Source organism: Winogradskyella sp. HB-48, assembly GCF_049942685.1.
Classification (GTDB): Bacteria; Bacteroidota; Bacteroidia; order Flavobacteriales; family Flavobacteriaceae; genus Winogradskyella.
The window spans coordinates 2,060,279-2,086,697 of sequence record NZ_CP187934.1; the positions used below are offsets into that span (position 1 = coordinate 2,060,279).

Sequence of the window (26,419 nt, forward strand, 5' to 3'; positions counted from 1 at the left end):
ATTCATTGTAAATTGTTCATTACTCATTAATTCGCCTTTGACGAACTGCTTCAAAAATAAGAATTCCTGCAGCAACAGACACATTCATAGAATCAATGACACCTTGCATTGGTATGCTAATATTTTGTGTTGCTGCATCTCGCCATTCTTGAGTTAATCCTGTGGCTTCTGTACCAACCACAATAGCCGTTGGTAAAGTATAATCTTGCGTATGATACGGTTGAGACTCTTGCAGAATAGCCGAAAAAATATTGAAATTATAATGCTTCAAAAATTCGATAACTTCTGTAGTGCTTGCCATAGCGATTTCAGTCGTAAATACACAACCAACACTAGAGCGAATAATATTCGGATTGTATAAGTCTGATTTTGGGTTGGCAATAATTACCGCATCAACATTAGCCGCATCAGCTGTTCTTAATAAGGCACCAACGTTACCAGGTTTTTCTGGTGCTTCAGCAACTAAAATTAGTGGATTTTTGCTGTTGAGTTTTAAATCCTTAAGTAGATGAAGTTTTGATTTTACCACAGCAATGACACCTTCAGTCGTATCACGATGTGCCAGTTTTTGAAAAACTTCCTTAGAAATTTCAATGATCTCAATACCATATCGAGACATAGACTCAGCTTCACTTTCTGAAAACAAATCTGGGTAAAACAATAGTGTTTCAATGGCATAACCGCCTTTAATAGCAAGAGATAGTTCTCGTTTGCCTTCAATTAAAAATTGTCCGGTTTTCTTTCGTTGTCTGGACTTTTCTTTTAGCTGAACTAGCGCTTTTATTAGTGGGTTTTGTGGACTTGTGATTTGTTTTATCATAATTAAAACAAAAGTAATGTAATTTTAGCCTAGTTGAAACGTCCAACACGTCAACTAATAAACCAAACCATGAAAAAAATAGTTTACCTTTTACTTCTAACCGTATTATTATCAGCTTGTAAAATGAAAAACAAACAGAATCTACAGTTGTAGATGAGGTCACAAAAGAAAATATTACAACAAGTATTTATCCAGAATCAATTACCAAAGTATTTAATGCACATGGTGGAATAGATACTTGGAATGCAATGCAAATGCTTTCCTTCACCATGGAAAAACCAAACGGAAAAGAAGTGACCACCTTAAATCTAAAAACCAGATCCGAAGTTATTGAAACGGCAGATTATAAAATGGGTTATGACGGGACAACACAATGGGTTTTAGAAAAAGACAATACGCCTTAAAAGGGTAATGCTAAGTTTTACAAAGGACTAATGTTTTATTTCTACGCTATGCCTTTTGTATTAGGAGATGACGGAATTATGTATGTAGATATTGAACCACTTACTTTTGAAGGGAAAACCTATTCAGGAATATTAATTTCTTATGAATCGGGAATAGGTGAGTCACCAGATGACCAGTATAAGATTTACTATGATGAAACTACAGGTGAAATGGCTTGGTTGGGCTATACAGTAACTTTTGGAAAAGATGAAAAAAGTAATGATTTTCACTTTATAAGATATAACAATTGGCAAGCCGTTAATGGTTTAAAACTGCCTAAGTCTATAGATTGGTATAAGTACGAAAACAACTTGCCAACAGAAAAACGAAATACTGTAGAGTTTATAGATATTATTTTATTAGAGAGTGCTACAGATAATTCATTTTTTTCAATGCCTGAAGGTGCTAAAACTATAGAATAGCAATACATTATGAATTGTAATAAACAAAAAGCGAGCTGTTTAGCTCGCTTTTTGTTTTAGTTTTCTTTAATTCCGTATTTCTCAGAATATCGTTTCCAGAGTGTAGTTTGGTGCGTTTCTAAACTTATACTTCTACCATCAATAAAGGCATGGCTTAAATTGTTGGTTCGCATATCTAAGGCATCCCCTTCGCTAATAAATAGTGTAGCACTTTTACCAACTTCAAGGCTGCCATACATATTATCGATACCCAAGATTTTGGCAGCATTTAATGTTATTAATTGTAGCGCTTGTTCTTTTGTTAAACCATGAGCTACTGTGGTACCTGCGTAAAAAGGTAAGTTTCGAGAATTCATGCGTTCCATATCACCACTAGTTTCCAGAGAAACTAAAATACCTGCATCAACTAATTGCTTCGCTTGTTTAAAGGTGTAATCATAGTCATGATCTTCTAATTCAGGCAACGAGTGCACACGTTTCAACATAACCGATACGTTATTTTGCTTTAGGATATCTGCTACTTCACTGGCTTGGTAGCCACCAACAATGGTCATTTTAGTTATACCTTGGTTTTTTGCAAAGTTTACGGCATCAGTAATACCTTTAGCATCATCAACATTAATGTATAATTGTTTAGAGTCATCAAATAAACCAGACATGGCTTCAAAAGGTAAATGCTTTTTCGCTTTATCACCATTATTATATGCCTTAGCTTCATTAAAGTAATCTGTAAGTTCTTTTACCTGTTTACTATAGTCTTTGTTTGGTTTAAGACCAGGATCTTCACCAAGCCACCAACGTCCTCTACTAAAGCTATTGGGCCAGTTAATATGGATACCATCATCAGTTTTAATTGCAGCATCTTCCCAATTCCAAGCATCATATTGCACAATAGAAGAAGTTCCTGTGATACGTCCACCTCGTGGTACTACTTGGCCTAGTAACACACCATTTGGTCTCATAGACTCTACAACTTTTGATTCTGCATTGTAGGCAATAATACTTCGTACATGAGGGTTGTATGTACCTAGTTCAGAAAGGTCATCGGAAGCCTTTACAGCATCTACTTCAACTAAGCCTAATGTTCCGTTAGAAACTATGAAGCCAGGATAAATGTGTTTACCCTTGGCATCAATGATATCCATAGCTTGTCTGGTAAGTGGTGTAGAAGCTTCTGGACCAATGATTGTAATTATTCCATTGCTAACTACAATGATACTGTTTTCAATAACCTCACCATTACCAATATGTGCTGTAGCACCAACAATAGCAAAATCTTTGGTTTGTTCAGGTGCTGGTGTTTGCTGTGAAAAACTTAAAGTAAAACACAGCATTAAAAGAAGAATATTTATATGTTTGAATGTTTTCATTTTAATAAATTTTAATGATTATGTGTTGTATGCTCCCTGTCCATAGAATCGCAATGCAACAATTCTTTTTCCTTCTTCTTTATAGGTTGGGTTTTTAAGCCTTTATTCTTTTCTTGAAGCATACTATTAATAAGTTCACTTTTTTCCTTTTTAATGGCTTCGCGCATTTGTTTATCGCGCTCCAAATCAAAATAGGTTACTCCTTCAATAATTGTTTTTTCAGCTTTTGCATATACTGAAAGCGGATGGTCTGTCCACAATACAATGTCTGCATCTTTACCAACTTTAAGGCTACCAACCCTATCATCTAAATGCAATAATTTTGCAGGATTTAAGGTTACAAATTTTAAGGCCTCTTCTTCACTAATACCACCATATTTTACAGATTTTGCAGCTTCTTGGTTTAAACGACGAGACATTTCGGCATCATCACTATTTATAGCCGTAATTACACCAGCATTATGCATTATAGCGGCGTTATAAGGAATAGCATCGTTAACTTCATATTTATAAGCCCACCAATCACTAAATGTAGAGCCACCAACACCATGATTTTTCATTTTGTCTGCAACTTTGTAGCCTTCTAAAATATGTGTAAAAGTGTTAATATTAAAGTTGAACTGCTCGGCAACTTTCATTAGCATATTGATTTCGCTTTGTACATAAGAGTGACAAGAAATGAAGCGTTCTTTGTTTAAGATTTCTGCTAAGACTTCCATTTCAGCATCTTTGCGATAAGGTTTACCACTTTTCTTAGCGTCGTCATAGGCTTTCGCTCTTGTGAAATAGTCTATAAAAACCTGCTCAACTCCCATACGAGATTGAGGGAAACGTTCATTATTACTTACACGCGTTTGCTTTACATTTTCACCTAGAGCAAATTTGATAAATTTAGGTGAGTTGTCATATATGAGATTTTCTGCGGCTTCTCCCCATTTTAGTTTGATGATTGCTGAGCGACCACCAATTGGGTTGGCAGAACCATGTAAAATTTGAATGGATGTTACGCCACCTGCAAGATTGCGATAGATATTAATATCCTCATCATCTATAACGTCTTCAATAGTGACTTCAGCAGAAGAATTTTGTCCACCTTCGTTGATGGACGCTGCTGCAATATGGGAATGCTCGTCAATAATACCAGCAGTAATGTGTTTTCCGGTAGCATCGATAACCTTAGCATTTTTATCTGAAAGGTTTTTACCAATTTTAGAAATCTTCCCGTTTTTAATAAGTAAATCTGTATTTTCTAAAACACCATCGTTTTCGTTCGTCCAGATAGTCGCATTTTTAAATAGTAAGGTTTCAGATTTTGGTTGTTCTGTAAATCCGAAAGCCAAATTAGGATACGTAATAGGACTCATACTTTCGTTTGAAGATTCTGAGTCTTTCTTATCTTTTTTCTTAGAGTCGTCTTGTTCGTTTGAACTAGCCTTACCAGCAAAAAATGACAATTCATTACCATTTGGCATAATGGCTTTACCATTTAAGCTATTGTCGTTAGCTGTGTTGGCAACAACTCTAATAAATTCACTTTTTGTGCTATCCGCAGTTTTAAAAGTTAAATTTATCCAGTCATTGGTATAACTCAGTTTAGATCCCAAAATTTTGTCACCACTTTCTAATTTAGCATTTGGCTTACTAGTACTATTAGAAATCTCTAATTTATAATCTTCACCAGCTAATTTAAAGTTGTAATCTCCATCAATATCTTTGGTATTCATATCTTCAATGACGTGAGCATTTCCTTGTACCCAATTTTCATACAACTTTGTTTTTTCGTCAAAAATATCACCAGATGTAATTAAGAAATTAGCATAGCTACCTGCTTTTAGAGTTCCTAATACATCAGATTTGCCTAATAATGAAGCAGGAATGGTGGTTAGAGCCTCAAGTGCTTTCTGTTTAGAAAGTCCACTTTCGATAGCCTTCATCAAATTAGATTTGAAGGACTTTTTAGATTTTAAACCATGAGTCGTTAAAGCAAATCGGATACCATTTTCAGCTAATAATCTAGGATTATGTGGTTCTTGGTTCCATGCGCGCATATCAGCGAGAGAAAGGGTAGATGCTAAATGCGCATTTTCTACATCATAAGCCAACCTAAAGTCTATAGGAAGGATAATGGTAGCCTTTGTAGCTTTAACTTCATTAATACGCTCATATTCGTCACCTCCACCAACAATAGTATATTGTACGTTAGATTCGTCACCAACCTTATCGGCTCTCAATAAATTTGCTCTGCTGCCAGCTTCAAAAATCTGTAAAAGCGAAGTGTTATTGTTTAAGGCTTCTAAGGATAAATCTTTGGTATCTATGTTGCCACCTGCATACCATTTAGCATCATTATACATTTGTCTTAAAAGGGCCATACTTCCCATAATTGATGAAGGATAAGACTGGCGTGATTTAACACTTCTACTAAATGAAAAATGCTGTGTGGTTTCACCGTCAACAACACGTAGTGAGTTATCTGCATCATTATTAAGGGCAATAAGTGCACCAGTACCTCTTACAATGCCGTCTGGTATATGTGTGTTAACCACACCAAAACCAAGCTCGTGCATTTCGGAAGCTGATTTAGAATCGTATTCAAAGCTTGCCATTACATCTTGTTCTGGCATGACATGATCGTTCCAGTAAAAACCACTCCGGCTCGCTCCGTATCTTGGACCATTACCACCTCGTTCAGGCTTTTTTACACCAAATGTGGTATAAATATCAATAAATGATGGGTAAATCGTTTTTCCAGAAACGTCAATTGTTGCCGTGTTTTTTGGAATGCTAACTGAAGAACCTACATTAACAACCTTACCGTCTTTAATCAGTAAAGTAGCATTTTCTATAACCTCAGTTGGTGAAACATAAATTTTTGCGTTAGTAAGTGCGGTGTAATTGGAATTTTTTGATTTTACACCAGTATTACTTGGAAAGTAATCTTGCCCAAATAACGTAAAACTGCACATGAGCATGAGCAGCCGTAAAAATACTTTTGTCATAAAATGATTGGTTAATTAAGATTTCTAAAGATAGCGATTAATGGCTATTGAAAAATTGAATTAAGATTTTTTAACGTTTAAAGTGATCGATTTTCAAAGTAGTTTACTAAAAGTGCCACAACATAACTGTAACTTTTCATACCATCTGCTTGATTGTTTGCCTTAAGAAAATTATCAAAGGTTTTTTCAAAAACAGGTTCAATTGGGTTTTCGTAAGATTTCCAGAAGTCCTGAACTTCTTGGTAATTCATTAAAATACCTTTGTTAACTGTTGCAAGAATCTCGTAATACAACTCTTTATCGCGTTTAAAGATTTCTACCAAACAATAGCGTAGTCCAAAGGTGTAACCTGAGTATTTAAAATGTAAATCCTTGTTGTGAATTGCGGCTAAGCAGCCAATAAAATTAGCTTCGTTTTCAGCTGCATAACCTAATTGGTGCGCAACCTCGTGGCATGATGTTGTTGGAAATTTATAGGTCGGTATTAATCCATCAACTTGCCCTTCATTGCTAAAAGGATTCAAGTATCCTGAAAATCCCATATAAGTTAAAGGAAGGCTGTAAATAGACTTTTTGATACTTACAGGATGATATTCGAGATGTGGGTATTTTTCGGATAAAGTCTTGTAACTGTCTTTTACCATATCAAAAACCTCAGATTTGGTAAAAGGCATGTCCACTTTTGCAGAATCATTTATGGCTAATTGATTATGTATTTCATTTGATTTTTCAATTAATCGCTTTGTGAAATTAACTAACTGCTCTGTGGTGTATTCGGCTTCAAGATCTAACGATTTGTATAGTGGAAGTCTGTAGTAGTTAAATGCCCACAATATGTGAAATGCAAAATAGGCTAAGGACAATGTTGCTAAAATGTCCAACAACCATTTTACGGTATCCTTATATATGCGCTTTCTGTTAACAATTACCCAACGGATTACATAAATACTGGCTAAAGTGTAAAGTACATCACCAACTGAAAATGGTGCCCAACCAAAGGCATAACGCATCAATCTAGAAATAAAAACATAAATGCCATTGCTGTAAAATCGCTCAACAAACTCAGGGAATTGCTTTAAGATTTGAATAGCAACAATCTGAACAATCAAGAAAAGTGCAATGATGAGTTTTTTGTTTTTCAGCATGAATCAAAAGTAAGAAAAACTTGTCATTCCGCACTTGATGCGGAATCTATATTTATTTAAGATTAATAGGTAACTTCCATCCTTTTTTTAATAAACTGAGTCCGCAAACGTAAGAGTCGTTTAACAATAATTCCGTTATCATTTTTGTACTTTTGTAATCGAAAAATCAAGTATTAATTTTAAAAGATACCCACTTCCGTGGGTAAGTAATATGAGTCAAGATATAAGAAGCCTTGAACCAAAGGCACTTTGGAACAAATTTGCAGATTTAAACGCTGTACCACGTCCTTCAAAAAAGGAAGAGCGTGTTATAAAATTCATGAAAGATTTTGGTGAAAGTTTAGGTTTAGAAACCATAGAGGATGAAGTAGGTAATGTCATTATCAGAAAACCAGCAACTGCAGGCATGGAAGACCGAAAACCTATTGTAATACAATCGCATTTAGATATGGTACACCAAAAAAATAACGATACGGTGTTCGACTTTGATACACAAGGTATTGACATGTATGTGGATGGAGATTGGGTAAAGGCAAAGGGGACAACACTTGGTGCAGATAATGGTCTTGGTGTGGCGACGATTATGGCCATTTTAGAAAGTGATAGTATAGCGCATCCTGCTTTAGAAGCCTTGTTTACTATTGATGAAGAAACAGGTATGACAGGAGCTATGGGACTCAAAGGTGGATTACTAAAAGGTGAAATTCTTTTGAATTTAGACACCGAAGAAGACGACGAAATTGGTGTAGGCTGTGCAGGTGGAGTAGATGTCACAGCAACAGGTTCATATAATGAACAACCAGTTTCTAAAGACGGTTACAAAGCTTATAAAATCGAAGTGAAAGGTTTGCAAGGTGGTCATTCTGGAATGCAGATTCATGAAGGTTTGGGCAATTCTAATAAAATAATGAATCGCTTACTTTATGCCGTTGTTGAGGATATTAAAGTTGCAGAGATTGATGGTGGTAGTTTACGAAATGCTATTCCAAGAGAGAGTGTGGCTTATGTAGTCTTAAAATCAGATAAAGAGGATATATTATTAAATGTTTTAAAAGCCTTGTCTGAAACGATTAAGAAGGAATACAAAACCATGGAGCCAGATTTAAAAATGGTCTTCACAGAAACTAATTTACCAGAAAATGTAATGCCATTTGAAGCGCAAGGGCAATTAGTAAAAGCATTATATGCAGCACATAATGGTGTGTATAGGATGAGTGCAGATATCAAGGACTTGGTAGAAACTTCAAACAATATTGCCAGAGTAATAGTAAAAGATGGACGCATTAAGGTAGGATGCTTAACACGTAGTTCTGTAGAGTCTTCTAAAATGGATTTGGCTAATGCTTTAAAATCTACGTTTGAACTGGCTGGTTGTGAGGTTGAATTCTCAGGAAGTTATCCTGGTTGGACACCAAATATGGATTCTGCTATTTTAAAAGTAATGGTGCCAATTTACGAACGTCTTAATAATGGAGAGAAACCTCATGTTGCAGCTTGCCATGCAGGTTTAGAGTGTGGGATTTTAGGGCAAAACTATCCAGATATGGATATGATTAGTTTTGGACCAAACATTAAAGGAGCACACTCACCAGATGAACGTGCTCAGATTTCATCAACTCAGAAATATTGGGAGTATGTTTTAGAGATTTTAAAAAACATCCCGAAGAAAGCTTAATTGTATTTGTCATGCTGTCCCATAAGTTTTCTGGATTGTTTCTCAGCATCTGATCACTTTTATAAAAACAAAAGGCAGCTGCACTTCGACTACGCTCAGTGACCAGTTGCCTTTTTTATTGTTATTAAGTTGTTTACTTATTCAGCAATACCTGCAATTTCTATATCAAAAACTAAGTTAGTTTTTGGCGGAATAAGAGGTGCGCGTCCAGTATCTCCGTAACCTAAATAATAAGGAATAAATACTCTGGCTTTGTCACCTACTTTCATATTTAACATCGCTTCTCTGAAACCTGCAACTAAACTAGCTGTTTCATTATAAGGCATAGTAAATGGTACATATTGTCCTGCTTTTGCTTGTCTTTCATCTAACTTGCCATTTTTCTTAGCTACTTCTTCCCAAGTAGTCCAGAATAACTCTCCATTTTCAAAATAACCTGCGCAGTCTATCTTTACACGATCGGTCGATTTTGGTTGTACATCATCGCTCTCATGTGTAAAAATCATAGCCATCCCAGTTGGAGAGTCGATACGACGACCTTCTAGCGATTCATTTTTCTTTAGCCAATCTTCTTTAGCCTTTTTGGTCAATTCTTCTGCTTTTTTCTTAGCTTCTGCTTCTTGTTGTTCTCTTTTCTCTATAATCTTAGGCATCTCTTCTTCAAATACTTTAGGAGCATCAAAGAATTTAGCGTCTTTACCTTTTCTGATAATATTGAGTTGTGTAATCACAACATCTTCAACAGGCTTATGGTTTCTTCTGGCAGGATCTATTACTTTAACATTTGAAATAGAATCATGTACGTCCATTCCCTTAATAACCTGTCCGAAAACAGCATGTCTGTTGTCTAAACTTGGCCATTCTTTTTCCATGATAAAGAATTGACTTCCATTAGCATCTTTACCTGGATTAGCCATAGATAAAACTCCAGGCTTATCGTGCTTTAGATCTGGATGAAACTCATCTGGGAATTTATAGCCAGGATCTCCCGTGCCTGATGCTGTTGGGTCGCCTCCTTGTATCATAAAGTTGTTTACGACACGATGAAATGTAATACCATCATAGTAGCGCTTTCCTTTGTATTCTTCTTTTACCATTGGGTGATTGCCTTCTGACAAAGCCACAAAATTAGCTACGGTTACAGGTACTTTATCATAATATAATTTAGCAAGCATGGTGCCTTTGTTGGTAACGAATTCTGCATAAAGTCCATCTTCTAAATCTGGATACTTCTCTTGGCAAGAGATATTTGCCAATACAACTAATATAATTAAGGTTGTAAGTGCTTTTTTAATCATTTTCTTGGGTTATAGTGTTTAAAGTTACTTCACAAATTAAAGGAATATTTGTTCCTATTCTGTTTTCATCACCATAATAGCCATAGGCTTTTTGTGACGGAAAAATAAATGTAATGTTATCGCCTGGTGTCATTAGTTTTAAACCTTCACGCAAACCAGTGAATAGCTCTTGCTTATCCATAACGTAAGTTCTTTCTGCAGTGGCGTAAATCTCATTTCCGCTGAGGTCAGACACGTTATATTCAAAATTTATGATGTCACCAAAATCTGGTTGAATGGTATCGTTTTCGGCTTTGATATTATAGTAGTACCAAAAACCACTTTCTGAGGCGATATAATCTTTATCTGGATTATTCTTTATAATATTTTGAATAAGCTCTTGTTCTTTTTCGTTTAGCTTTTTGTTGCGTTCTGCTGATTCTTTAAGGAACGAACCAGACTGTACCGTTTCTGGCATTCTGGCTTCGGGCGATTTACAACTCACCAAAAGAAAAGTCGCAATTAGTATGTAGAGTAGGTGTTTCATTACTGGGACAATTCATTTTTATATTGCGGTAATATACTAACAAATTTTTCAATGGTAGCTTCTAAGCTGTCTTCACTGCGTCCACCAGCAGCATTTGTGTGACCACCACCATTAAAATGCGCTCTCGAAAATTCATTTACAGAAAATGTTCCTTTGCTTCGAAGCGATACTTTTACAATACCTTCTTGCTGATTTTCTATAAAAATAGCTGCAAAGATGATGTCCTCTAATGATAGACCATAATTAACAAAACCTTCGGTATCTCCTTTTTTAAAGTTGAATTCATCCAACTCAGTTTGCGATAGGGTGATGTATGCTGTACGCAATTCTGGTATCACCTTTAGGTTTTGAAGCGCTCTACCTAAAAGTTGCAAACGACCGTAACTGTTAGTGTCATATACATTGTTATGAATGTCTGAATTTTTAGCACCTCTTTTCATTAAGTCTCCAACCACTTGGTGCGTTCTGCTTGTGGTTGATGGAAAACGAAACGAGCCAGTATCTGTCATAATGCCTGTGTACAAACAGGTTGCAATAGCGCTATCTATTTTGTCCAAGTCGCCTAGCATTTCAATGAAATTATAAACCATTTCACATGTAGAAGACATACTCACATCAGAGTAAGTAAACTTAGCATAATCATCGGGTTGCTGATGATGGTCTATCATTATTTTAGTTGCAGACGACTGTTCTAATGGTGTTTCCATATCACCAGTACGATGCAAGGCATTAAAGTCTAGGGTAAAAATAAGCTGGGCTTTGTTGATTAACGCTTCGCTTTGATCTTGATTGGACTCAAAGATTAAAACAGAATCATTTCCTGGTAACCACTTTAAAAAATCTGGGTAATCGTTTGGTGCAATAACGGTTACTTGGTGATTGTAAGTTTTTAAATAGTGGTATAAAGCTAAAGTAGAACCTATGGCATCACCATCTGGGTTTTTATGTGGCACAATCACAATGTCTCGTGGTGTGCTAAGTAGTGTTTTTATTTCTGGAATTTGTGTTTTAATCATAGGAAGCGAATTTACAATTTTTAGTGTTTTTGAAAACGTTTTTAATATGAAATTAAGATTCCTTTATTTTCTTTGATTTTGGTGTCAGGCTGAGCGCAGTCTAAACCTAATTAGCTATTTGTTTTAATTACACTTCGACTTGCTCTGCAAGGTGCTTTCAAAGAAATATACTTCTTTTTCAACCAATGCTCAGTGTGACAGCGTGTGGTAACATTAATTTAATAATTGAGGCGCTTGATAAATTAAAGAAATACATTACTTTTGCACCCAATTAAAAAATTACAAATGGCAACTAACAGAACATTTACAATGTTAAAGCCAGATGCTGTTGAAAAAGGACACATTGGCGCAATATTAGAAAAAATTACGGCTTCAGGATTTAGAATCGTAGCAATGAAGTTAACTCAAATGACTAAGGCAGATGCTGAGGAATTTTATGGTATCCACAAAGAGCGTCCATTCTTTGGTGAATTAGTTGAGTATATGACACGTGGCCCAATCGTTGCAGCAATATTAGAAAAAGATAACGCTGTTGAAGATTTTAGAACTTTAATTGGTGCTACAAATCCTGCGGATGCTGCAGAAGGTACTATCCGTAAGTTATATGCAGCTTCTATTGGTGAAAACGCTGTACATGGTAGTGATAGTGATGACAACGCTGCTATTGAAGGTGCATTTCACTTTGCTGGTAGAGAGATGTTCTAAGAACATAAACACTTTATATCATATTGAAAAGACCATCTGTGAGGATGGTCTTTTTTGTTATTCTAAATTTACAATTCATCATTCAAAAAATACAATTCGGTAAATCATCTTTTTAAAAGCTAGTGTTTCAAAGGATATTTGTACCATAATCTTAAAAATCAATCAAAGTTATTATGAACACACTAGTAAAAATTGCAGTTATATTGGTTTTGACAATAACCAGTAATCAGCTTAAAGCACAAACCAATTTTGAAAAAGGAATGACCAAAGCTTTTAAACTTTGGGAAGAAGGCAAATGGGATGAAGCCGAAAATATGTTTGAACGCATTGCTAAGGCTGAAGAAAACGAATGGCTACCCAACTACTACATAGCACAAATGAACAGTTTAAAAAGCTGGAATGAAAAGGAAGAAACCGTGTTAAAAGCACAGTTAGACAAAGCACAAGAGCATTTGGATATTGCAATGACCAAGAGTGAAGATAATGCTGAACTTTTGGTAATGCAAGCTCAGGTATATACCAATTGGGTGGCTTACGATGGTGCTACTTATGGTATGAAGTATGCTGGCAAGGTTGCCGAATTGTATGCCAAAGCGGTGAAATTAGAGCCAACTAACCCGAGAGCAGCATTTTGTAAAGCCGATTGGAGTATGGGAAGCGCCAAATATTTTGGACAGGATACAGCTCCGTTCTGTAAAGATATTGAAGCATCTTTAGAACTTTTTGATACCTTTAAGCCAGAGAGCGATTTTCATCCTAATTGGGGGAAAGAGCGTGCAGAGCAAGTATTAGCTGAGTGTAAAGAGTAAATTATTTTAATATTTATGTCAACGTCAATTAAAAATATTTTAACCACTTTCCTTATAGGATGTGTAGTTTTCGTTATCGGATCTTACATGACCACTGGATTCGATTTTAAAAATGTTAATCAGTTTTTAATCTACTTTGGCATATATCAACTCTATACTTTTGTAATTAGCTATGTAAACACTCTAGTTTTTGAATATCTAAAGAAACGTAGCTATAAAACCTACGATAGTATCAAACGCTTTGTATTTGGGATATTGAGTAGTACAGTAGTAACGTTGATAACCATTTTTGTTCTTAGGGTGTTAGTTGAGGTGGTGATTTTTGGTGATTCGTTAGATCACTTTCTGGAAACCGAAACATGGTACGGTTATTCGTTTGGGTTGTGGATTACACTTTCTATTGTGACAGTGTTTTATATCATATACTTCTATAACCGTTACCAGAAGAATAAAATAAAAGAGCAAAAGGTTATTGCAGGTGCTGCCAGTGCCAGATTCGATGCTTTAAAAAATCAATTAGATCCACATTTTCTGTTTAACAGTCTTAATGTGTTAACTAGTTTAATTGAAGAAAATCCGGATAGCGCGCAGAAGTTTACAACAGCGTTATCTAAAGTGTATCGCTACGTTCTAGAGCAGAAAAATAAAGAGTTGGTAACGGTTGATGAGGAATTGGATTTCGCAAGAACCTATATGTCTTTATTAAAGATGCGATTTGAAGACAGCATCATTTTTGAAATACCAGATAAGGCTTCAAACCCTGAAAGTAAAGTAGTGCCTTTGTCGCTGCAACTATTATTGGAAAATGCTGTAAAGCACAATATGGTAACCTCGAGTAAGCCATTACACATCAAAATATACGAAGATGGAAATCACTTAGTCGTGATGAATAATCTTCAACCAAAGCAAATTGTAAAGAAGAGTAGTGGAGTTGGTTTAGAAAACATAAAACAACGTTACCAGCTTCTTACGGAGAGAAAAGTATACATCAATCAAAGAGAGAAGGATTTTGCGGTTGCAATTCCGATGCTCACAAAACAAGTATCAATCATGAGAACAGCACAAAAATCAAAAGAGCGTCTTAACGACGATTACGTTAGAGCTCGCAAGCGAGTAGATGAGCTTAAGGGTTTCTACTACAGTTTAATTTCTTATATAATTGTAATACCATTTTTAATATTTATCTGGTATAGATATACCCCACATACAATTCAATGGTTTTGGTTTCCATTAGTATTTTGGGGATTAAGTAACGTACTTCAAGCCTATAGAGTTTATGTAGATGATGGTGCATTTGGTGCTAAGTGGGAACAACGCAAAATTGAAGAATACATGCGTGAGGAGGATGAAAAAAATCGTTGGAATTAAAAATTAGAAGTTATGGAAAATCAGAATTTAAATTATATAAAGGCTAAGCGCCGCGTTGAAAAAGAGAAAGGGTTTTACACACACCTTATCATATACTTTTTAGTAAATACAGCACTTACAGTTGTCAAAGTTTGGGGAGATTTTAATAGTTGGGACAGCTTTGTTGATGCGTTTTTAACCATTAACGTTTTAAGCTCCTGGACTGTTTGGGGAGTGTTTTTAATTCTACATTTCTTATCATTTAAGTTTGGTGCTAAATGGGAAGAACGTAAGATTGAAGAATATATGAAAAGAGAATTGTCTAACGATTCACATTAAAAAAATTTAAAGAAATGGAAAAATATAGTTTAGAACCTTATAAAGATAAAGAAGAGGTTTCAGATTTTAGAAAAGAAGAGGCATACCTAAGAGCTAAGAAAAAGGTAGATGCTTTAATAGGATTTTATTGGCATTTAGCAGTCTATATTGTTGTCAACGTGTTTTTGATATTGTTGATAGGAATTAACTCAGAGCAAGGATTCAGAGGTTTTGGTCCCTATGCTACAGCAGTTTTTTGGGGCATCGGATTAGTGTTTCATTTTATAGGAGTATTTGGACCAGATTTCTTTTTTGGGAGAGATTGGGAAAAGCGTAAGCTTAAAGAATTTATGGATAAGGAAGAAAGTAATTGGGAGTAGTTACTAATTGATAGAAATTCATGGAATCTCACAATACTGAAGAGCAAAAATTACTTAAAGCGAAAAAGCACGTAAGGCAGTTAAAACTGTTTTACATTCACTTTGCAGGATACCTTGTAGTATTGGCGCTGTTATTATACAATCTCTATATTGTTGAAGGGGAATACAAGAATAATATAATTAGTCTTAATCTTTCAGTTTTAGTATTATGGACAGTTGCTATTCTATGGCATGCTTTGAAGGTTTTTAAAGAACGAAAAGTCTTTAAAAAAAGCTGGGAAGATAAGAAGATAGCGTCCTATTTAGAGAAAGACCACGTTGAAGAAACCAAAATGTGGGAATAAAACTAACCAACAAAAAATATAACTAAACAAAATGAACGTAATCATTATAGAAGACGAAAAACCATCAGCAAGACGATTGCAACGTATGCTAAAATCTTTAGATTTAGAAGCAGAAACCATGCTGCATTCGGTTGAAGAATCCTTAGAATGGTTTCAAAAAAATGAGCATCCAGATCTAATTTTTTTAGATATTCAGTTGAGTGATGGCTTATCTTTTGAAATCTTTGAGGCTATGGAAATTAAATCGGCAGTCATCTTTACAACAGCTTATGATGAGTATGCACTTCAGGCCTTTAAACTCAATAGTATAGACTATCTTTTAAAACCAATTGATGATGACGATTTAAGAATTGCGGTAAATAAATTTAAAGGTAGAACACCCCAAAAGCAATCTGTCACATTAGATTTTAACGATATTAAAAAGTTGTTAGTAAATCCAATAGAGCGTGAGTATAAAAAGCGCTTTTCGGTAAAAGTTGGTCAACATTTAAAGCTTATAAATATTGAAGATATAGAATGTATATACAGCGAAAATAAAGGGACTTATGCATACACAAATGAGGGTAGAAATTATCTTTTAGACTTAACTTTAGATCAACTTGAAGATGAGTTAGAGCCACATGTATTTTTTAGAGTGAGTAGAAAATTTTATGTAAATATCAATGCAATAAAAGATATTATAAGCTATACCAATTCTAGATTGCAGATTAAGTTAAACCACTTTAATGAACAAGACATTATTGTGGCTAGAGAGCGAGTAAAAGATTTTAAAGATTGGTTAGAGTAGTCGGTTAGTCTTCGTCTTCAATTCTATTGTCATCAAAAGCAGAAGGCAATAGTTTTGGAATAATCTTTACGAAAAGTGGAAGCAAAATTGCACCGCCTGGCAACATAAAAATAGCTAAACTAGGTATGGACTTAAAAATATCCAATAGTTGTTGCTGAATTTTTTTTTGTTCATCATCATCAAGTGTTCTGTATGTTGAAGCAGTTAGTAATTTCATGGCTTCTTTACTTTCAGACAACTCTTTTAAAAGGCGTTTTTTATTGCGATTTACAAGTTTAGATACCAATTTACTACTATTATCATAAAAACTTTGAGCTAGGTTTTTAGAACTTAAAAAAGCAACTTCTTCCTTGTGCTGATCATAAAATGTGTTTATAGATTCAATAGATTTGTCAATGACCTCCTGTTCTAAGTTGAGGTTATTTTTCATTTTATTTAGAAAATTCTGCTCAGCTTTATCAATGACTTTATCACTCCAAGAAGCCATACAAACTAAATCTACTAGATATTGCTTTTCTAAAGGATGATTTATGAGCTTGATAACATCTTCATATGTATTAATATCTGTATCCTTTTGACGCATAGAGCTTTCAAAAAGCTTCATCAAATTTTCGTCATAGTCAGATTTGTTAGGCTTGGTTTCCATAACAGAAATAACTACAGACTCTAAAGCAGATTCTAAATTGTTTACATAATTTTCAATGTCTTTTTTACCATTTAAAAACTGAATATAACCTAAGACATCAATAAAAAGTAAGGCATTAACTAAGAAGTAGTTGAAACTTTTAGAAATGAAATTATCATCTATGTGAATGCGCTTATGAATCATCTTTTCCAACAGTTTATCGCCAGAAGATTCACCAAAAAGTTCTTCGAAAAAAGAACGTTCATTTTCACCTACAGTTTTATAATAAGAAACAAGCTTATCTATAAAAGTATCGTTGGTATGACCTTCACTTAAATGAATATGGTAAAAACACAGAAGTAGATTTATCTTACTACGTTCTTCTTCTGTGAAATCATAAGATTGATTTACAAAGGATAAGGTGGAAATATTGCTGCCATAAATAAAACCTGTTTGTCTCAGCTTATCATAAAAATCTAAGGTGTCTATATCAGCCAGATTGTTATCTGATAGGTCTTTTAGTAGTTTTTTTATCCAGCCCTTTGCTGATGGATTCATGGCATTGCAATTATGATATAAAGATACTTTTTATCTCCAAAAAACTATCACATTTAAATTTTTTTGAAAAAATATAAAACCGCTTCTCTCATTTTTTCGTAGGTAGAACAGAGACACAATAATTAACAAAATCTCAAATTATGAAAAACACAAAATTTTTAATGGCAGCAGCAATTGTAGGTATTACTACATTGGTTGCTGTTGCAGCAGATCATATAGATGCTCCTGCTGTACAAGGTGGTACAAGTGATATCACAGATTTTTATGCCTTTCAGGGCGAGAACACATCAAACATTGCATTTGTTGCAAATGTCCAAGGACTTTTAGGTTCTGGTAGCGATACGCAAAACGCAGCTTTTGATGAAAACGTATTAATTGAATTTAATATTGATAATACGGGAGACAATGTGGAGGATTTGGTTATTCAGGCCATTCCTAGAGATGGTAAAATGTATGTTTTTGGACCAACTGCACCTTCTCAAACAGGTCTAAATAGTACAATTGCAAGTAATGAAGCCAATCAACTTTCCGTAGATATTACACCTTACGGGCAATCTGCAATCGTGGAAAGTTCTGGTGGAATGATGGCTTTTGCTGGCCCAAGAGACGATCCATTTTTCATGGATTTTGCACAGTACAGCCAAATTATAGCTGGTAATGCAACAAGTTTTAACAATCCAGGTGCAGACACGTTTGCAGGTTCTAATGTGCTTTCTGTTGTTGTTGAGGTTCCAAAATCTATGATTGGTGGTTCTGGAACAATCAATACTTGGGTAGAATCTAAAAGAAGACAATAACAAACATAAAAATTTTAATGATGAAAATAAATAATATAAAACTTTATTATGCTATTGCAATGCTAATGTCTTTAGTGGCATTTAATTGTAGTAATGATGATGATACAGGCTCTCAGCCTATGGGTCCTAACTTTTCAGGCACCTATGCACAACAAGACCAAATGGGAAGACCAGCTGTAAATACGGTTTTTGTTTCTACTGGTATGAAAGACGCATTTAATACTACTGTGCCCTCAAACCAAAGTGCTGCTTTCCAGGCCATGTTTCAGAATAACTTAGAAGCCTTGAGTCCAGCTTATGCAAATCCAGGAGATACAAATGCATTAGGTTTAGACTCGGCAACATTTACGGGCTTATTAGCAACAGACGTGCTTAATGTTTCTTTAGATGGAACAACTACGTTTTTTGATGGCACAAATGTATTAACAGGTAGAGCTTTAGCCGATGATGTTATAACTGTTGAGTTATTATTAATCTTTGGTGGTGAAGACTTCTCTGAAAATCCAGGTTTATCCAACGATAATGTAGATGCTAATGACAAAGCGTTTTTAACGTCTTTTCCTTACCTAGCTTCACCTTGGTAAGATACTGAACCCAATTCCTGAAGTAGATAAATGAACTACTTCAGGAATATTTTAACAACAAAAACCCACAAACCATGATACTCAGAAAATACCTTCCCTTCATAACCGTATTATTGATGTTTAGCTGTAAAGATACGGTAACCAATAGTAAAGACTATTCAGAATATCTTTCAGAAAAAGCAGATAAATCTGCACTTGTGGCAAACGCACAACAATGGACTGATAAACTAAACGAAGATCCAAATCAATTTCCATATTTAGTAAAACGAGCAGCAGCATACACCTCAGTTTTTGATGCTACAGGAGATATAGATTATCTGATAAAAGCAGAAGAAGATTTAAAGCAAGCAGTTGAAATTACCAAAGGAAAAACCACATCATACTTAAAAAGTTTAGCCTCAAATTATATTTCTCAGCACCGATTTAAAGAAGCACTGCAATTACTGAAACAAGCAGAAGAAAACGGAGATAAACTAAATGGCACAAAAAAAATGCTTTTTGATGTTCACCTAGAGTTGGGAAACTACCTAACTGCTGAATCTTATTTAAAAAGCTTTAAAAACACTTCAGATTTTGATTACTTAATTCGTTCAGCAAAATGGGAAGACCATAAAGGAAATTTAGAGGGAGCTATTGCTCAAATGGAAAAGGCAAAAGCAATAGCAGAGTCCTCAAATCTAAAAGGTCTTAAGCAATGGTCTTATACAAATCTTGCAGATTTTTATGGCCACGCAGGAGAAATAGAAAAATCTTATAATCTTTACTTAAAAGCTTTAGCGTTAGACTCTACTGATGCTTATGCAAAAAAAGGAATTGCATGGATTGCTTTTTCTTATGAAAAGAACCCTAATGTAGCGCAAAAAATTATAGACTCAATAGTTACTTATTACTCTGCTCCAGATTACGAATTATTTAAGGCTGAAATTGCTGATTTTAATCAAGATGAAGCAACGAAAAATAGTACAATAACAAACTATAATGATATGGTGCGTAATAAAAATTACGGTGATATGTATAATGCTTATAATGTTGTAGTGTACACTGATGAGATGTTACTGCCAGAAAGAGCCATAGAAATAGCAAAGCTTGAGGTGAAAAACAGACCTACACCACAATCTTACGATTTATTAGCTTGGAGTTATTTTAAAAAAGGAGATGTAGAAAAGGCAAATGCGATAATAGAAAAGTATGTAGAAGGACAGACTTTTGAGCCAGCCGTTTTGTACCATATTGCAGAGATATATAAAGCAATGGGCAAAACAGATCAAGTTTTAGAATTAAAAAATGAGTTGGTCGCCAGTCTCTTTGAACTTGGACCTACAATGAAATCAAAAATCAATCAATTATAGGCATGAAAAAGTTAACATTATTACTCATTTTTTTAAGTCTCTTTGTATTTGGTATACAAGCACAGAATGTAAAGGGGATAGTATTAAATGAACTTAATCAACCACTTGAAGCGGCTTATTTGTATAACTTAAATTCTGAATCTCATGCACATACTTCTGAAAATGGTGTGTTTTTTATTAATGAAACCAAGATAGGTGACTCATTAAAAGTGGGACTCTTGGGTTATAAGACAACAATAGTGCAAGTAACAAGTACAAATGATTTAAGTATCATTCTAGAAGAAAAAGTATTTCAATTGGATGAGATGGTTATCCGTGAAGAGCTTAACCCAGTAAGCACAATTGCGAGATTAGATCTTAATGTCACTCCAGTAAATTCTTCACAAGAAGTTTTAAGAAAAGTACCAGGCTTATTTATTGGACAGCATGCTGGTGGAGGTAAAGCAGAACAAATTTTTCTTCGAGGATTTGATGTGGATCATGGTACAGATGTAGCCATAGGAGTAGATGGAATACCTGTAAATATGGTATCTCATTCACATGGACAAGGGTATAGTGATTTGCACTTTGTAATTCCAGAAACAGTAAATAAAATAGACTTTGGTAAAGGAGCTTACTATGCTTTTGAAGGAGATTTTAATACTGCAGGTTATGTAAACTTTAAAACTAAAGATTATATAGATGAAAGCAGTGTGTCGTTGTCTCTTGGTCAGTTTAATACACTAAGAACAGTAGGCTTATTCGATTTGTTAGAAAATACTAAAAATCAAAATGCCTATATAGCAATGGAATATATAGCAACAGATGGACCGTTTGATTCGCCTCAAAATTTTAATCGTCTTAACTTATTTGGAAAGTATGTAATGTACTCCCCAGAAAATGATAAGTTAACACTTACGGCTTCACATTTTACAAGTCGTTGGGATGCTTCTGGGCAAATACCACAGCGCGAAGTTGATAACGGAAACATTACACGATTTGGAGCTATAGATGATACTGAAGGTGGTGAAACCTCTCGAACAAATTTAAATGTTACGTATGATAAGTATATTACAGACAATACAACATTAAAAGCTAACACTTACTATTCTCAGTATGCTTTTGAGTTGTATTCTAACTTCACATTTTTTTTAGAGGACCCTGTAAATGGTGACCAAATAAAGCAGAAAGAAAACAGACAGATTTTTGGAGCAAATGCAGCGATAAATTATTCAACATTTTTGGGAAGTACAGAGTTAAATTTAACTTCAGGTTTTGGCTTGCGACATGATATAGTTGATGATGTAGAATTGTCTAGAACGTTAAACCGAACTACAACTTTAGAAAATATTCAATTAGGCGATATTAATCAAACTAATATTGATGCATTTGTAAAAGCAGATTTTGAATTCAGTAAATTCAGAATAGCACCTGCTTTACGTTTAGATTATTTCAAGTTTATGTATAACGACGCTTTACAGACCAATTATGAAACGCAATCTGAGACAAAAACAATAGTTAGCCCTAAGTTAAATTTCTATTACAATGCTAAAGATAATTTACAATTGTATTTAAAATCAGGCCTAGGATTTCACTCTAATGATGCCAGAGTAGTTGTTGCAAATAATGGCAAAGACATTTTACCACGTTCTTATGGTGCCGATTTAGGAATTATATGGAAACCATTTCCAAAACTGGTAGTTAACTCAGCATTATGGTATTTATTCTTAGAACAAGAATTTGTTTATGTAGGTGATGCAGGTATTGTAGAGCCAAGTGGTAAAACAAGACGTTACGGTTTGGATTTAGGATTAAGATATCAGATTAACGATTGGTTGTTTTTAGATTCTGATGCAACGTATACACATGCGAGAAGTATAGATGAGCCAGATGGTGAAGATTATATACCATTAGCGCCAGATTTTACATTTACAGGTGGTTTGTCAATAGATAATTTAGATGGATTTTCTGGCGGATTACGATTTAGATATTTGAATGATAGACCAGCTAACGAAGACAGTTCTATTGTAGCCGAAGGCTACACAGTAGCAGATTTTAATCTTAACTATAGAATGAAAAATATAACTCTTGGTGTCATGGTAGAAAACTTATTTGATGTAGACTGGAATGAAACACAGTTTGCTACAGAATCTCGCTTACAAAATGAAGTAGATTCAGTTGAAGAAATTCATTTGACACCAGGAACCCCTTTTTTTATAAAAGGAATTATAACATACAATTTTTAGGGGTCAACCTTTAATTTGTGGGGAAGCAAATTAAGGTTGGTTGATTGGTTGCTAGCAAGAAAGATTAACTGCTGATTACAGTTAATCGGTATCATGAGAAATTTTGATATTTTTTGAGTTTTTTTGTTAGCTGAAACACCTACACGAAAGTGTGGGTGTTTTTTTGCTATTTTTTTGAGTATAAAGCAATCTGCTTACCCAAAACAGATGTTATGCCGGCAGCCAATCCACCAACAATTCCAGTAACCAACATTAAAACATAAGGATTACCTCCAAGAGGTAATAGAACGGCAATTCGTTTTGCTAAAGTATAGTCATTGCCGCTACTAAGTATAAAACTATAAACTGCCCAAAACACAAGAATAGCAAAAAAAGGCACAAAAAACACTGCGGTTTTTTTTAGCGGAATAAATAATGATGTCGTTAAAGCAGCCGTCATTACTGACCACCATGGTAAAACAAACGAAAGCAAGAATGCAAGTAGTATAGTTGTAAAAAAATTGATAATATTTTTCTTCATTAGTTTTTAGGTGTTAGGGTTTGGGTGTCAATTATAGCATCAGTTGGTTGTTCAGATTGCAAAAAGTTAAGTTGATGGTATTTTCCAGCTGCCCAATCATCTATAAAATTATCATAGTATTTGCTTCCTGGATTTCCAGATTGCCCGCCAGGATAAATACCAATAGCTGTGGGAGGTGTGGTCATCTCAACGATCATTCTCCACGAAGGGCCATGATCTTCTGAAGTTGCATTTACAATATTTCTATCTCCACCAATTGGAATATCAAATCTCGAAAATGCTGGTAATGCTTGTAATAAGTGACCTGCATAAGTAGCTTTGTATTTTAACCAAGTATAGTCACCTTTTTCCTTTTTGATTTCTTCTAAACGTGTTGCAGCTTCTTTAAAAGCCATTAAAAATAAATCTTTAGCAGTTTCGACTTTATCTTCAGTTTCAACGATATCCATGAATTCGTGGTCTCCATGATTCTTCAATAAATAAATAGTTTGATAGGTAAACGGTGCGTCTAAAGCAGTGTCTTCAACATCGAATTCGTCCCAAACCAAATTGTAGAGTTTGCCATACCACTGCCTAAAAATACTAGGGCCAACTTCATCAATATCATTATTAAATTTCCATGCTTTTATTTCATTATAAATAGACATTTCTTTTTCACTAAGAGAAGAAGTATCCATGTGTTCCAACATGTAGGGTACAATTTCAGTGGCTTTAAGGTTGTAGTTATTGTTATGTAAATTTTTAAAATCATCAATACTGATTTTTTCTTTAGAATTAAAGTAATCATTAATGACTCTATTCCTATACGTTTCATAACCATCATTAAACACAAAATAAGGATAGTTTTCATCTACAGGATGTTGATTAGCAGAACTCACAAAACCTCGCTCAGGGTTTTTAGTATGTGCATTAAATTGTTGGGGTATGTAGCTTTGCCAATCGTTTTCAGGCTTGCTGCCATCCATTAAAAATTTTCCTTGTCCTTCCCATTTATTAGGGAATTTGCCTTGTATCCAAAGTGCAATATCACCTTCGGTTGAAGCAAACACAAAGTTTTGTGCTGGTGCATTCCAGAACTGTAAAGCCTTCACATAGTCATCATAGTTTTTCGCCTTGTTTAATTCTATAAAGGTTTTTTGGTTATTTCCACCTTCGTGCCCAATCCATTTCATCGCATAGCCTGCCAATTCTTTATCAGACTTGAAGTTCTTGTCATACACCACAGGGCCATGATGTGTATAGAGCACAGTATCTATGTAGTTTTCTTTTCCTCTTATTTTAATGTCTTCAACACGTATGGAAACATCTTTCCACTTGCCATCATATTTGTATTTGGTTCTGTCTTCATTAAATTCAATCTTGTACCAATCAATAACATCTCTTGTCGCATTGGTTTCTCCCCAAGCAATATGTTGGTTAAACCCAGAAATGACACTTAGTGCACCTGGAATAGTAGCGCCAAACGCATTATGGTTTGGTGTACTTAGTTGCATTACAAACCAAATAGATGGTAGGTTAAGACCCAAATGTGGATCATTCGCCAGTATAGGATTTCCTGTTGCCGATTTAGTTCCTGATACTGCCCAGTTATTACTTCCGTTATCTGGATTAGGTTTGGAAATGGTTTCCGCAATGGTATCCAAAACTGTTATACTTTCTGGCAAAGGTGTTTGTGGCACATCTATAAAAGTCCAATCGATTTCTTTTGGAATAACTGGATCTGTAATGTCAAAAAAATCTGGAAAAAGTAAGTCGAAATTTTCTTTTCCAAATAGACGTAAGGCGTTTGTATATTCTAAATCATCATCACCTCCTGCTAACATTTTGGTCATATACATCAATAACAACGCAGTTTTTTTAGGAGTCCAAGCTTCAGGTTTGTAGTCTAGTAGCTTGTATTCAACAGGATAATCTTCTGGCTTTAGTTGTTTGATATATGCGTTAACACCATCTGCATAATCTTGAATGTAGCCTAGAGTTTCTTTGTCATACTTTTCCATGTATGCTATGGCTTGGTCTGATCCATAACCCATGCCTCTGCGACGTTCAGTGCGGTCATAATCCAAAGCTTTTTCTCCAATGATTTCAGATAATCTACCAGCTGCAGCAAAGGTTTGAAATTCTAACTGCCATAAGCGATGTTTAGCGGTTAAGTAGCCTTGTGCTTTATAAAGATCACTTTCGTTTTGAGCAAACACATGTGGAATTAACTGTGCGTCATAGTGCACGGTCACCTTACCTTTTAATCCAGGAATATAAACATTTCCTGAGGTGGCTTCCGTTGTTTCATTTTGCCAAATCCCAGAATATGGATTTAGAAATTTACCAATTGGTGGAATAGCGCCTAGTTTGGTATTGAGAACAAAAAATATTCCTACGGTAAATATGAAGGAAATGATGAGTTTAGCGAATTTCATGTAGGATATAGAATTATTTGATTCTAAAAGTACCAAATATTATTCTAAAATAATGGAGTCGATGACTAGTTTGAAACTCTCTTCTTTTTTATTACCAATTAAAAATGCAATCTCTTCCATTTTGTCTCCTTTAAAATTTGGAATATCTAAACGATAACCTCTAAATGAGGCATACATAGCATTAAATGGTATCTCAATAGTTTGCCATTCATTTATAGTTTCAAATTTATAGATGTAAGAATGGCTTTGATTTAGGCTATTCTTCGTTCTAAACTGATAGCTTTTGCCGTCACCTTTAAGTCTAATTTTAAATTTCGAATATTCAGAAGTATCTGTAGTTTCAAAGTAATAGCGTAATGAAGAGAACCCGCCATTATTGTCTAGTGAAACATTGCCTGAATATTCGCCATGACCATCCTTGTTAATTTTGAAATCACCATTTGATCTTCCACCCATAACAACATCATCTAGTATTTTCCAATTATTTACATTGCTTTCAGAAGAGAATTGAAATAGGGTCATGGTCTGTTGAAAGAGTATTACAGAAATAAATAAATATAGTCTCATTATCGCTTTTTGTAAAGATACGAAGCAATAAAAGCATATAATTTAGATTTTTAAAAACTTTAAGAATTTTGAATCTAGCGCAAAACTAATTTCTTTACAATGTCTTTGCCAACGGACTCGTTAAGCATTTTTACAATTTTTTCGTTTCCGTAGCTTAATTCTTCGCGCAAAACACTAGAGCTTAATTGTACATAAAGCGTTTCATGTTTAAGCTCAATGGCAGTGGTGTAGTTGTTAACACCATTTCCCATAAGATTTGCCCATGCTTCACGGACATTAACTTTGTTTAAACCAGCTTCTAAATTGTTGGTTTGTACAAATTCCTTCAGGATTTCTTCTATTGGACGGTTATCGTTATTGCGCTTTGCCATA

27 protein-coding genes are annotated in these 26,419 nt (G+C 34.6%); 15 read left to right on the forward strand and 12 right to left on the reverse strand.

The annotated features are described in order from the left end of the window. Positions 1-19: 19 nt before the first annotated feature. A complete protein-coding gene (locus ACPX19_RS09245; protein WP_426429720.1) occupies positions 20-820 on the reverse strand; it encodes a TrmH family RNA methyltransferase in 801 nt (266 codons plus the stop codon). 69 nt (positions 821-889) lie between these two features. Between ACPX19_RS09245 and ACPX19_RS09250 the strand changes: the two genes are divergently transcribed. The 3 genes from ACPX19_RS09250 to ACPX19_RS09260 all read left to right on the forward strand — a co-directional run bounded on the left by ACPX19_RS09250 (position 890) and on the right by ACPX19_RS09260 (position 1,686). Beyond that, positions 890-973 (forward strand): lipoprotein, encoded by an 84-nt coding sequence (locus tag ACPX19_RS09250; protein ID WP_426432447.1) that lies wholly within the window; start codon positions 890-892, stop codon positions 971-973. A 116-nt stretch (positions 974-1,089) separates the two neighbouring features. Further along, positions 1,090-1,224, forward strand: a complete 135-nt coding sequence (locus ACPX19_RS09255) for a hypothetical protein (RefSeq protein ID WP_426429721.1) — start codon at positions 1,090-1,092, stop codon at positions 1,222-1,224. Between the two features lie 30 nt (positions 1,225-1,254). Then, complete coding sequence (locus ACPX19_RS09260) at positions 1,255-1,686, forward strand: hypothetical protein (RefSeq protein WP_426429722.1); 432 nt, start codon at positions 1,255-1,257, stop codon at positions 1,684-1,686. A gap of 56 nt (positions 1,687-1,742) precedes the next feature. On the opposite strand, the gene ACPX19_RS09265 is transcribed toward ACPX19_RS09260, so the two are convergent. The 3 genes from ACPX19_RS09265 to ACPX19_RS09275 form a co-directional block, all read right to left on the reverse strand. Continuing rightward, the gene (locus ACPX19_RS09265; protein ID WP_426429723.1) at positions 1,743-3,056 is read right to left on the reverse strand and encodes an amidohydrolase family protein; all 1,314 of its coding nucleotides are present in this window, start codon (positions 3,054-3,056) and stop codon (positions 1,743-1,745) included. A gap of 11 nt (positions 3,057-3,067) precedes the next feature. Then, positions 3,068-6,055, reverse strand: coding sequence for an amidohydrolase family protein (locus tag ACPX19_RS09270; protein WP_426429724.1), 2,988 nt, complete (start codon positions 6,053-6,055; stop codon positions 3,068-3,070). 77 nt (positions 6,056-6,132) lie between these two features. Next, on the reverse strand, positions 6,133-7,200 hold the full coding sequence (locus ACPX19_RS09275) for a DUF3810 domain-containing protein (protein ID WP_426429725.1): 1,068 nt from the start codon (positions 7,198-7,200) through the stop codon (positions 6,133-6,135). A gap of 211 nt (positions 7,201-7,411) precedes the next feature. Between ACPX19_RS09275 and ACPX19_RS09280 the strand changes: the two genes are divergently transcribed. Then, entirely contained in the window at positions 7,412-8,875 is a 1,464-nt protein-coding gene (locus ACPX19_RS09280; protein ID WP_426429726.1) for an aminoacyl-histidine dipeptidase, read from the forward strand. 137 nt (positions 8,876-9,012) lie between these two features. Here the strand turns inward: ACPX19_RS09280 and ACPX19_RS09285 are convergent, their stop codons facing one another. From ACPX19_RS09285 to ACPX19_RS09295, 3 genes are read right to left on the reverse strand one after another with little or no spacing between them, the layout of a single operon-like run. After that, complete coding sequence (locus ACPX19_RS09285; RefSeq protein WP_426429727.1) at positions 9,013-10,173, reverse strand: peptidylprolyl isomerase; 1,161 nt, start codon at positions 10,171-10,173, stop codon at positions 9,013-9,015. Next, positions 10,166-10,699, reverse strand: coding sequence for a gliding motility-associated peptidyl-prolyl isomerase GldI (gene gldI / locus ACPX19_RS09290; RefSeq protein WP_426429728.1), 534 nt, complete (start codon positions 10,697-10,699; stop codon positions 10,166-10,168). The genes ACPX19_RS09285 and gldI overlap by 8 nt, the downstream gene beginning before the upstream one ends. Beyond that, on the reverse strand, positions 10,699-11,715 hold the full coding sequence (locus ACPX19_RS09295) for a DHH family phosphoesterase (RefSeq protein WP_426429729.1): 1,017 nt from the start codon (positions 11,713-11,715) through the stop codon (positions 10,699-10,701). The genes gldI and ACPX19_RS09295 overlap by 1 nt, the downstream gene beginning before the upstream one ends. 285 nt (positions 11,716-12,000) lie before the next feature. On the opposite strand from ACPX19_RS09295, the gene ACPX19_RS09300 reads away from it, so the two are divergent. The 7 genes from ACPX19_RS09300 to ACPX19_RS09330 all read left to right on the forward strand — a co-directional run bounded on the left by ACPX19_RS09300 (position 12,001) and on the right by ACPX19_RS09330 (position 16,405). Then, positions 12,001-12,420 carry a nucleoside-diphosphate kinase gene (locus ACPX19_RS09300; RefSeq protein ID WP_243471300.1) on the forward strand — a complete coding sequence of 140 codons (420 nt, stop codon included), beginning with the start codon at positions 12,001-12,003 and terminating at the stop codon, positions 12,418-12,420. 173 nt (positions 12,421-12,593) lie between these two features. Beyond that, complete coding sequence (locus ACPX19_RS09305; RefSeq protein WP_426429730.1) at positions 12,594-13,229, forward strand: hypothetical protein; 636 nt, start codon at positions 12,594-12,596, stop codon at positions 13,227-13,229. 15 nt (positions 13,230-13,244) lie between these two features. Then, positions 13,245-14,597 carry a histidine kinase gene (locus tag ACPX19_RS09310; protein ID WP_426429731.1) on the forward strand — a complete coding sequence of 451 codons (1,353 nt, stop codon included), beginning with the start codon at positions 13,245-13,247 and terminating at the stop codon, positions 14,595-14,597. A 12-nt stretch (positions 14,598-14,609) separates the two neighbouring features. Beyond that, a complete protein-coding gene (locus ACPX19_RS09315; protein WP_426429732.1) occupies positions 14,610-14,915 on the forward strand; it encodes a 2TM domain-containing protein in 306 nt (101 codons plus the stop codon). A gap of 14 nt (positions 14,916-14,929) precedes the next feature. Further along, positions 14,930-15,274: a 2TM domain-containing protein gene (locus ACPX19_RS09320; protein WP_426429733.1), complete on the forward strand. Its 345-nt coding sequence runs from the start codon at positions 14,930-14,932 to the stop codon at positions 15,272-15,274. A 20-nt stretch (positions 15,275-15,294) separates the two neighbouring features. Then, positions 15,295-15,618 (forward strand): 2TM domain-containing protein, encoded by a 324-nt coding sequence (locus tag ACPX19_RS09325; RefSeq protein WP_426429734.1) that lies wholly within the window; start codon positions 15,295-15,297, stop codon positions 15,616-15,618. Positions 15,619-15,649: 31 nt separating this feature from the next. Continuing rightward, on the forward strand, positions 15,650-16,405 hold the full coding sequence (locus ACPX19_RS09330) for a LytR/AlgR family response regulator transcription factor (RefSeq protein WP_426429735.1): 756 nt from the start codon (positions 15,650-15,652) through the stop codon (positions 16,403-16,405). 4 nt (positions 16,406-16,409) lie between these two features. On the opposite strand, the gene ACPX19_RS09335 is transcribed toward ACPX19_RS09330, so the two are convergent. Continuing rightward, positions 16,410-17,588: an LETM1-related biofilm-associated protein gene (locus tag ACPX19_RS09335; RefSeq protein ID WP_426429736.1), complete on the reverse strand. Its 1,179-nt coding sequence runs from the start codon at positions 17,586-17,588 to the stop codon at positions 16,410-16,412. A gap of 140 nt (positions 17,589-17,728) precedes the next feature. Here ACPX19_RS09335 and ACPX19_RS09340 point away from each other — a divergent pair, with 140 nt between their 5' ends. The 4 genes from ACPX19_RS09340 (at position 17,729) to ACPX19_RS09355 (ending at position 22,543) form a co-directional block, all read left to right on the forward strand. Beyond that, on the forward strand, positions 17,729-18,385 hold the full coding sequence (locus ACPX19_RS09340; protein WP_426429737.1) for a DUF4331 family protein: 657 nt from the start codon (positions 17,729-17,731) through the stop codon (positions 18,383-18,385). A gap of 20 nt (positions 18,386-18,405) precedes the next feature. Then, a complete protein-coding gene (locus ACPX19_RS09345) occupies positions 18,406-18,969 on the forward strand; it encodes a DUF4331 family protein (protein WP_426432448.1) in 564 nt (187 codons plus the stop codon). Between the two features lie 74 nt (positions 18,970-19,043). After that, entirely contained in the window at positions 19,044-20,318 is a 1,275-nt protein-coding gene (locus ACPX19_RS09350) for a cell surface protein (protein WP_426429738.1), read from the forward strand. A 2-nt stretch (positions 20,319-20,320) separates the two neighbouring features. Beyond that, complete coding sequence (locus tag ACPX19_RS09355) at positions 20,321-22,543, forward strand: TonB-dependent receptor domain-containing protein (RefSeq protein ID WP_426429739.1); 2,223 nt, start codon at positions 20,321-20,323, stop codon at positions 22,541-22,543. Between the two features lie 166 nt (positions 22,544-22,709). On the opposite strand, the gene ACPX19_RS09360 is transcribed toward ACPX19_RS09355, so the two are convergent. From ACPX19_RS09360 to ACPX19_RS09375, 4 genes are all read right to left on the reverse strand, one after another. Further along, complete coding sequence (locus ACPX19_RS09360; RefSeq protein ID WP_426429740.1) at positions 22,710-23,063, reverse strand: hypothetical protein; 354 nt, start codon at positions 23,061-23,063, stop codon at positions 22,710-22,712. Continuing rightward, positions 23,063-25,480, reverse strand: coding sequence for a penicillin acylase family protein (locus ACPX19_RS09365; protein WP_426429741.1), 2,418 nt, complete (start codon positions 25,478-25,480; stop codon positions 23,063-23,065). Before ACPX19_RS09365 ends, ACPX19_RS09360 begins: the two co-directional genes overlap by 1 nt. 39 nt (positions 25,481-25,519) lie before the next feature. After that, positions 25,520-26,047 (reverse strand): CIA30 family protein, encoded by a 528-nt coding sequence (locus ACPX19_RS09370; protein ID WP_426429742.1) that lies wholly within the window; start codon positions 26,045-26,047, stop codon positions 25,520-25,522. Positions 26,048-26,121: 74 nt separating this feature from the next. After that, positions 26,122-26,418 (reverse strand): DUF721 domain-containing protein, encoded by a 297-nt coding sequence (locus ACPX19_RS09375; RefSeq protein ID WP_426429743.1) that lies wholly within the window; start codon positions 26,416-26,418, stop codon positions 26,122-26,124. Position 26,419: the final 1 nt, after the last annotated feature.

What these genes read in the sequence shown, in the direction of transcription:
- ACPX19_RS09365 (WP_426429741.1), bottom strand. Translation starts at nt 25,480, where the DNA reads ATGAAATTCGCTAAACTCATCATTTCCTTCATATTTACCGTAGGAATA.
- ACPX19_RS09265 (WP_426429723.1), bottom strand. Translation starts at nt 3,056, where the DNA reads ATGAAAACATTCAAACATATAAATATTCTTCTTTTAATGCTGTGTTTT.
- ACPX19_RS09300 (WP_243471300.1), top strand. Translation starts at nt 12,001, where the DNA reads ATGGCAACTAACAGAACATTTACAATGTTAAAGCCAGATGCTGTTGAA.
- ACPX19_RS09285 (WP_426429727.1), bottom strand. Translation starts at nt 10,173, where the DNA reads ATGATTAAAAAAGCACTTACAACCTTAATTATATTAGTTGTATTGGCA.
- ACPX19_RS09320 (WP_426429733.1), top strand. Translation starts at nt 14,930, where the DNA reads ATGGAAAAATATAGTTTAGAACCTTATAAAGATAAAGAAGAGGTTTCA.
- ACPX19_RS09335 (WP_426429736.1), bottom strand. Translation starts at nt 17,588, where the DNA reads ATGAATCCATCAGCAAAGGGCTGGATAAAAAAACTACTAAAAGACCTA.
- ACPX19_RS09350 (WP_426429738.1), top strand. Translation starts at nt 19,044, where the DNA reads ATGATACTCAGAAAATACCTTCCCTTCATAACCGTATTATTGATGTTT.
- ACPX19_RS09355 (WP_426429739.1), top strand. Translation starts at nt 20,321, where the DNA reads ATGAAAAAGTTAACATTATTACTCATTTTTTTAAGTCTCTTTGTATTT.
- ACPX19_RS09275 (WP_426429725.1), bottom strand. Translation starts at nt 7,200, where the DNA reads ATGCTGAAAAACAAAAAACTCATCATTGCACTTTTCTTGATTGTTCAG.
- gldI (WP_426429728.1), bottom strand. Translation starts at nt 10,699, where the DNA reads ATGAAACACCTACTCTACATACTAATTGCGACTTTTCTTTTGGTGAGT.
- ACPX19_RS09250 (WP_426432447.1), top strand. Translation starts at nt 890, where the DNA reads ATGAAAAAAATAGTTTACCTTTTACTTCTAACCGTATTATTATCAGCT.
- ACPX19_RS09330 (WP_426429735.1), top strand. Translation starts at nt 15,650, where the DNA reads ATGAACGTAATCATTATAGAAGACGAAAAACCATCAGCAAGACGATTG.
- ACPX19_RS09370 (WP_426429742.1), bottom strand. Translation starts at nt 26,047, where the DNA reads ATGAGACTATATTTATTTATTTCTGTAATACTCTTTCAACAGACCATG.
- ACPX19_RS09260 (WP_426429722.1), top strand. Translation starts at nt 1,255, where the DNA reads ATGTTTTATTTCTACGCTATGCCTTTTGTATTAGGAGATGACGGAATT.
- ACPX19_RS09270 (WP_426429724.1), bottom strand. Translation starts at nt 6,055, where the DNA reads ATGACAAAAGTATTTTTACGGCTGCTCATGCTCATGTGCAGTTTTACG.
- ACPX19_RS09295 (WP_426429729.1), bottom strand. Translation starts at nt 11,715, where the DNA reads ATGATTAAAACACAAATTCCAGAAATAAAAACACTACTTAGCACACCA.
- ACPX19_RS09375 (WP_426429743.1), bottom strand. Translation starts at nt 26,418, where the DNA reads ATGGCAAAGCGCAATAACGATAACCGTCCAATAGAAGAAATCCTGAAG.
- ACPX19_RS09310 (WP_426429731.1), top strand. Translation starts at nt 13,245, where the DNA reads ATGTCAACGTCAATTAAAAATATTTTAACCACTTTCCTTATAGGATGT.
- ACPX19_RS09345 (WP_426432448.1), top strand. Translation starts at nt 18,406, where the DNA reads ATGAAAATAAATAATATAAAACTTTATTATGCTATTGCAATGCTAATG.
- ACPX19_RS09360 (WP_426429740.1), bottom strand. Translation starts at nt 23,063, where the DNA reads ATGAAGAAAAATATTATCAATTTTTTTACAACTATACTACTTGCATTC.
- ACPX19_RS09315 (WP_426429732.1), top strand. Translation starts at nt 14,610, where the DNA reads ATGGAAAATCAGAATTTAAATTATATAAAGGCTAAGCGCCGCGTTGAA.
- ACPX19_RS09280 (WP_426429726.1), top strand. Translation starts at nt 7,412, where the DNA reads ATGAGTCAAGATATAAGAAGCCTTGAACCAAAGGCACTTTGGAACAAA.
- ACPX19_RS09245 (WP_426429720.1), bottom strand. Translation starts at nt 820, where the DNA reads ATGATAAAACAAATCACAAGTCCACAAAACCCACTAATAAAAGCGCTA.
- ACPX19_RS09305 (WP_426429730.1), top strand. Translation starts at nt 12,594, where the DNA reads ATGAACACACTAGTAAAAATTGCAGTTATATTGGTTTTGACAATAACC.
- ACPX19_RS09340 (WP_426429737.1), top strand. Translation starts at nt 17,729, where the DNA reads ATGAAAAACACAAAATTTTTAATGGCAGCAGCAATTGTAGGTATTACT.
- ACPX19_RS09325 (WP_426429734.1), top strand. Translation starts at nt 15,295, where the DNA reads ATGGAATCTCACAATACTGAAGAGCAAAAATTACTTAAAGCGAAAAAG.
- ACPX19_RS09255 (WP_426429721.1), top strand. Translation starts at nt 1,090, where the DNA reads ATGGAAAAACCAAACGGAAAAGAAGTGACCACCTTAAATCTAAAAACC.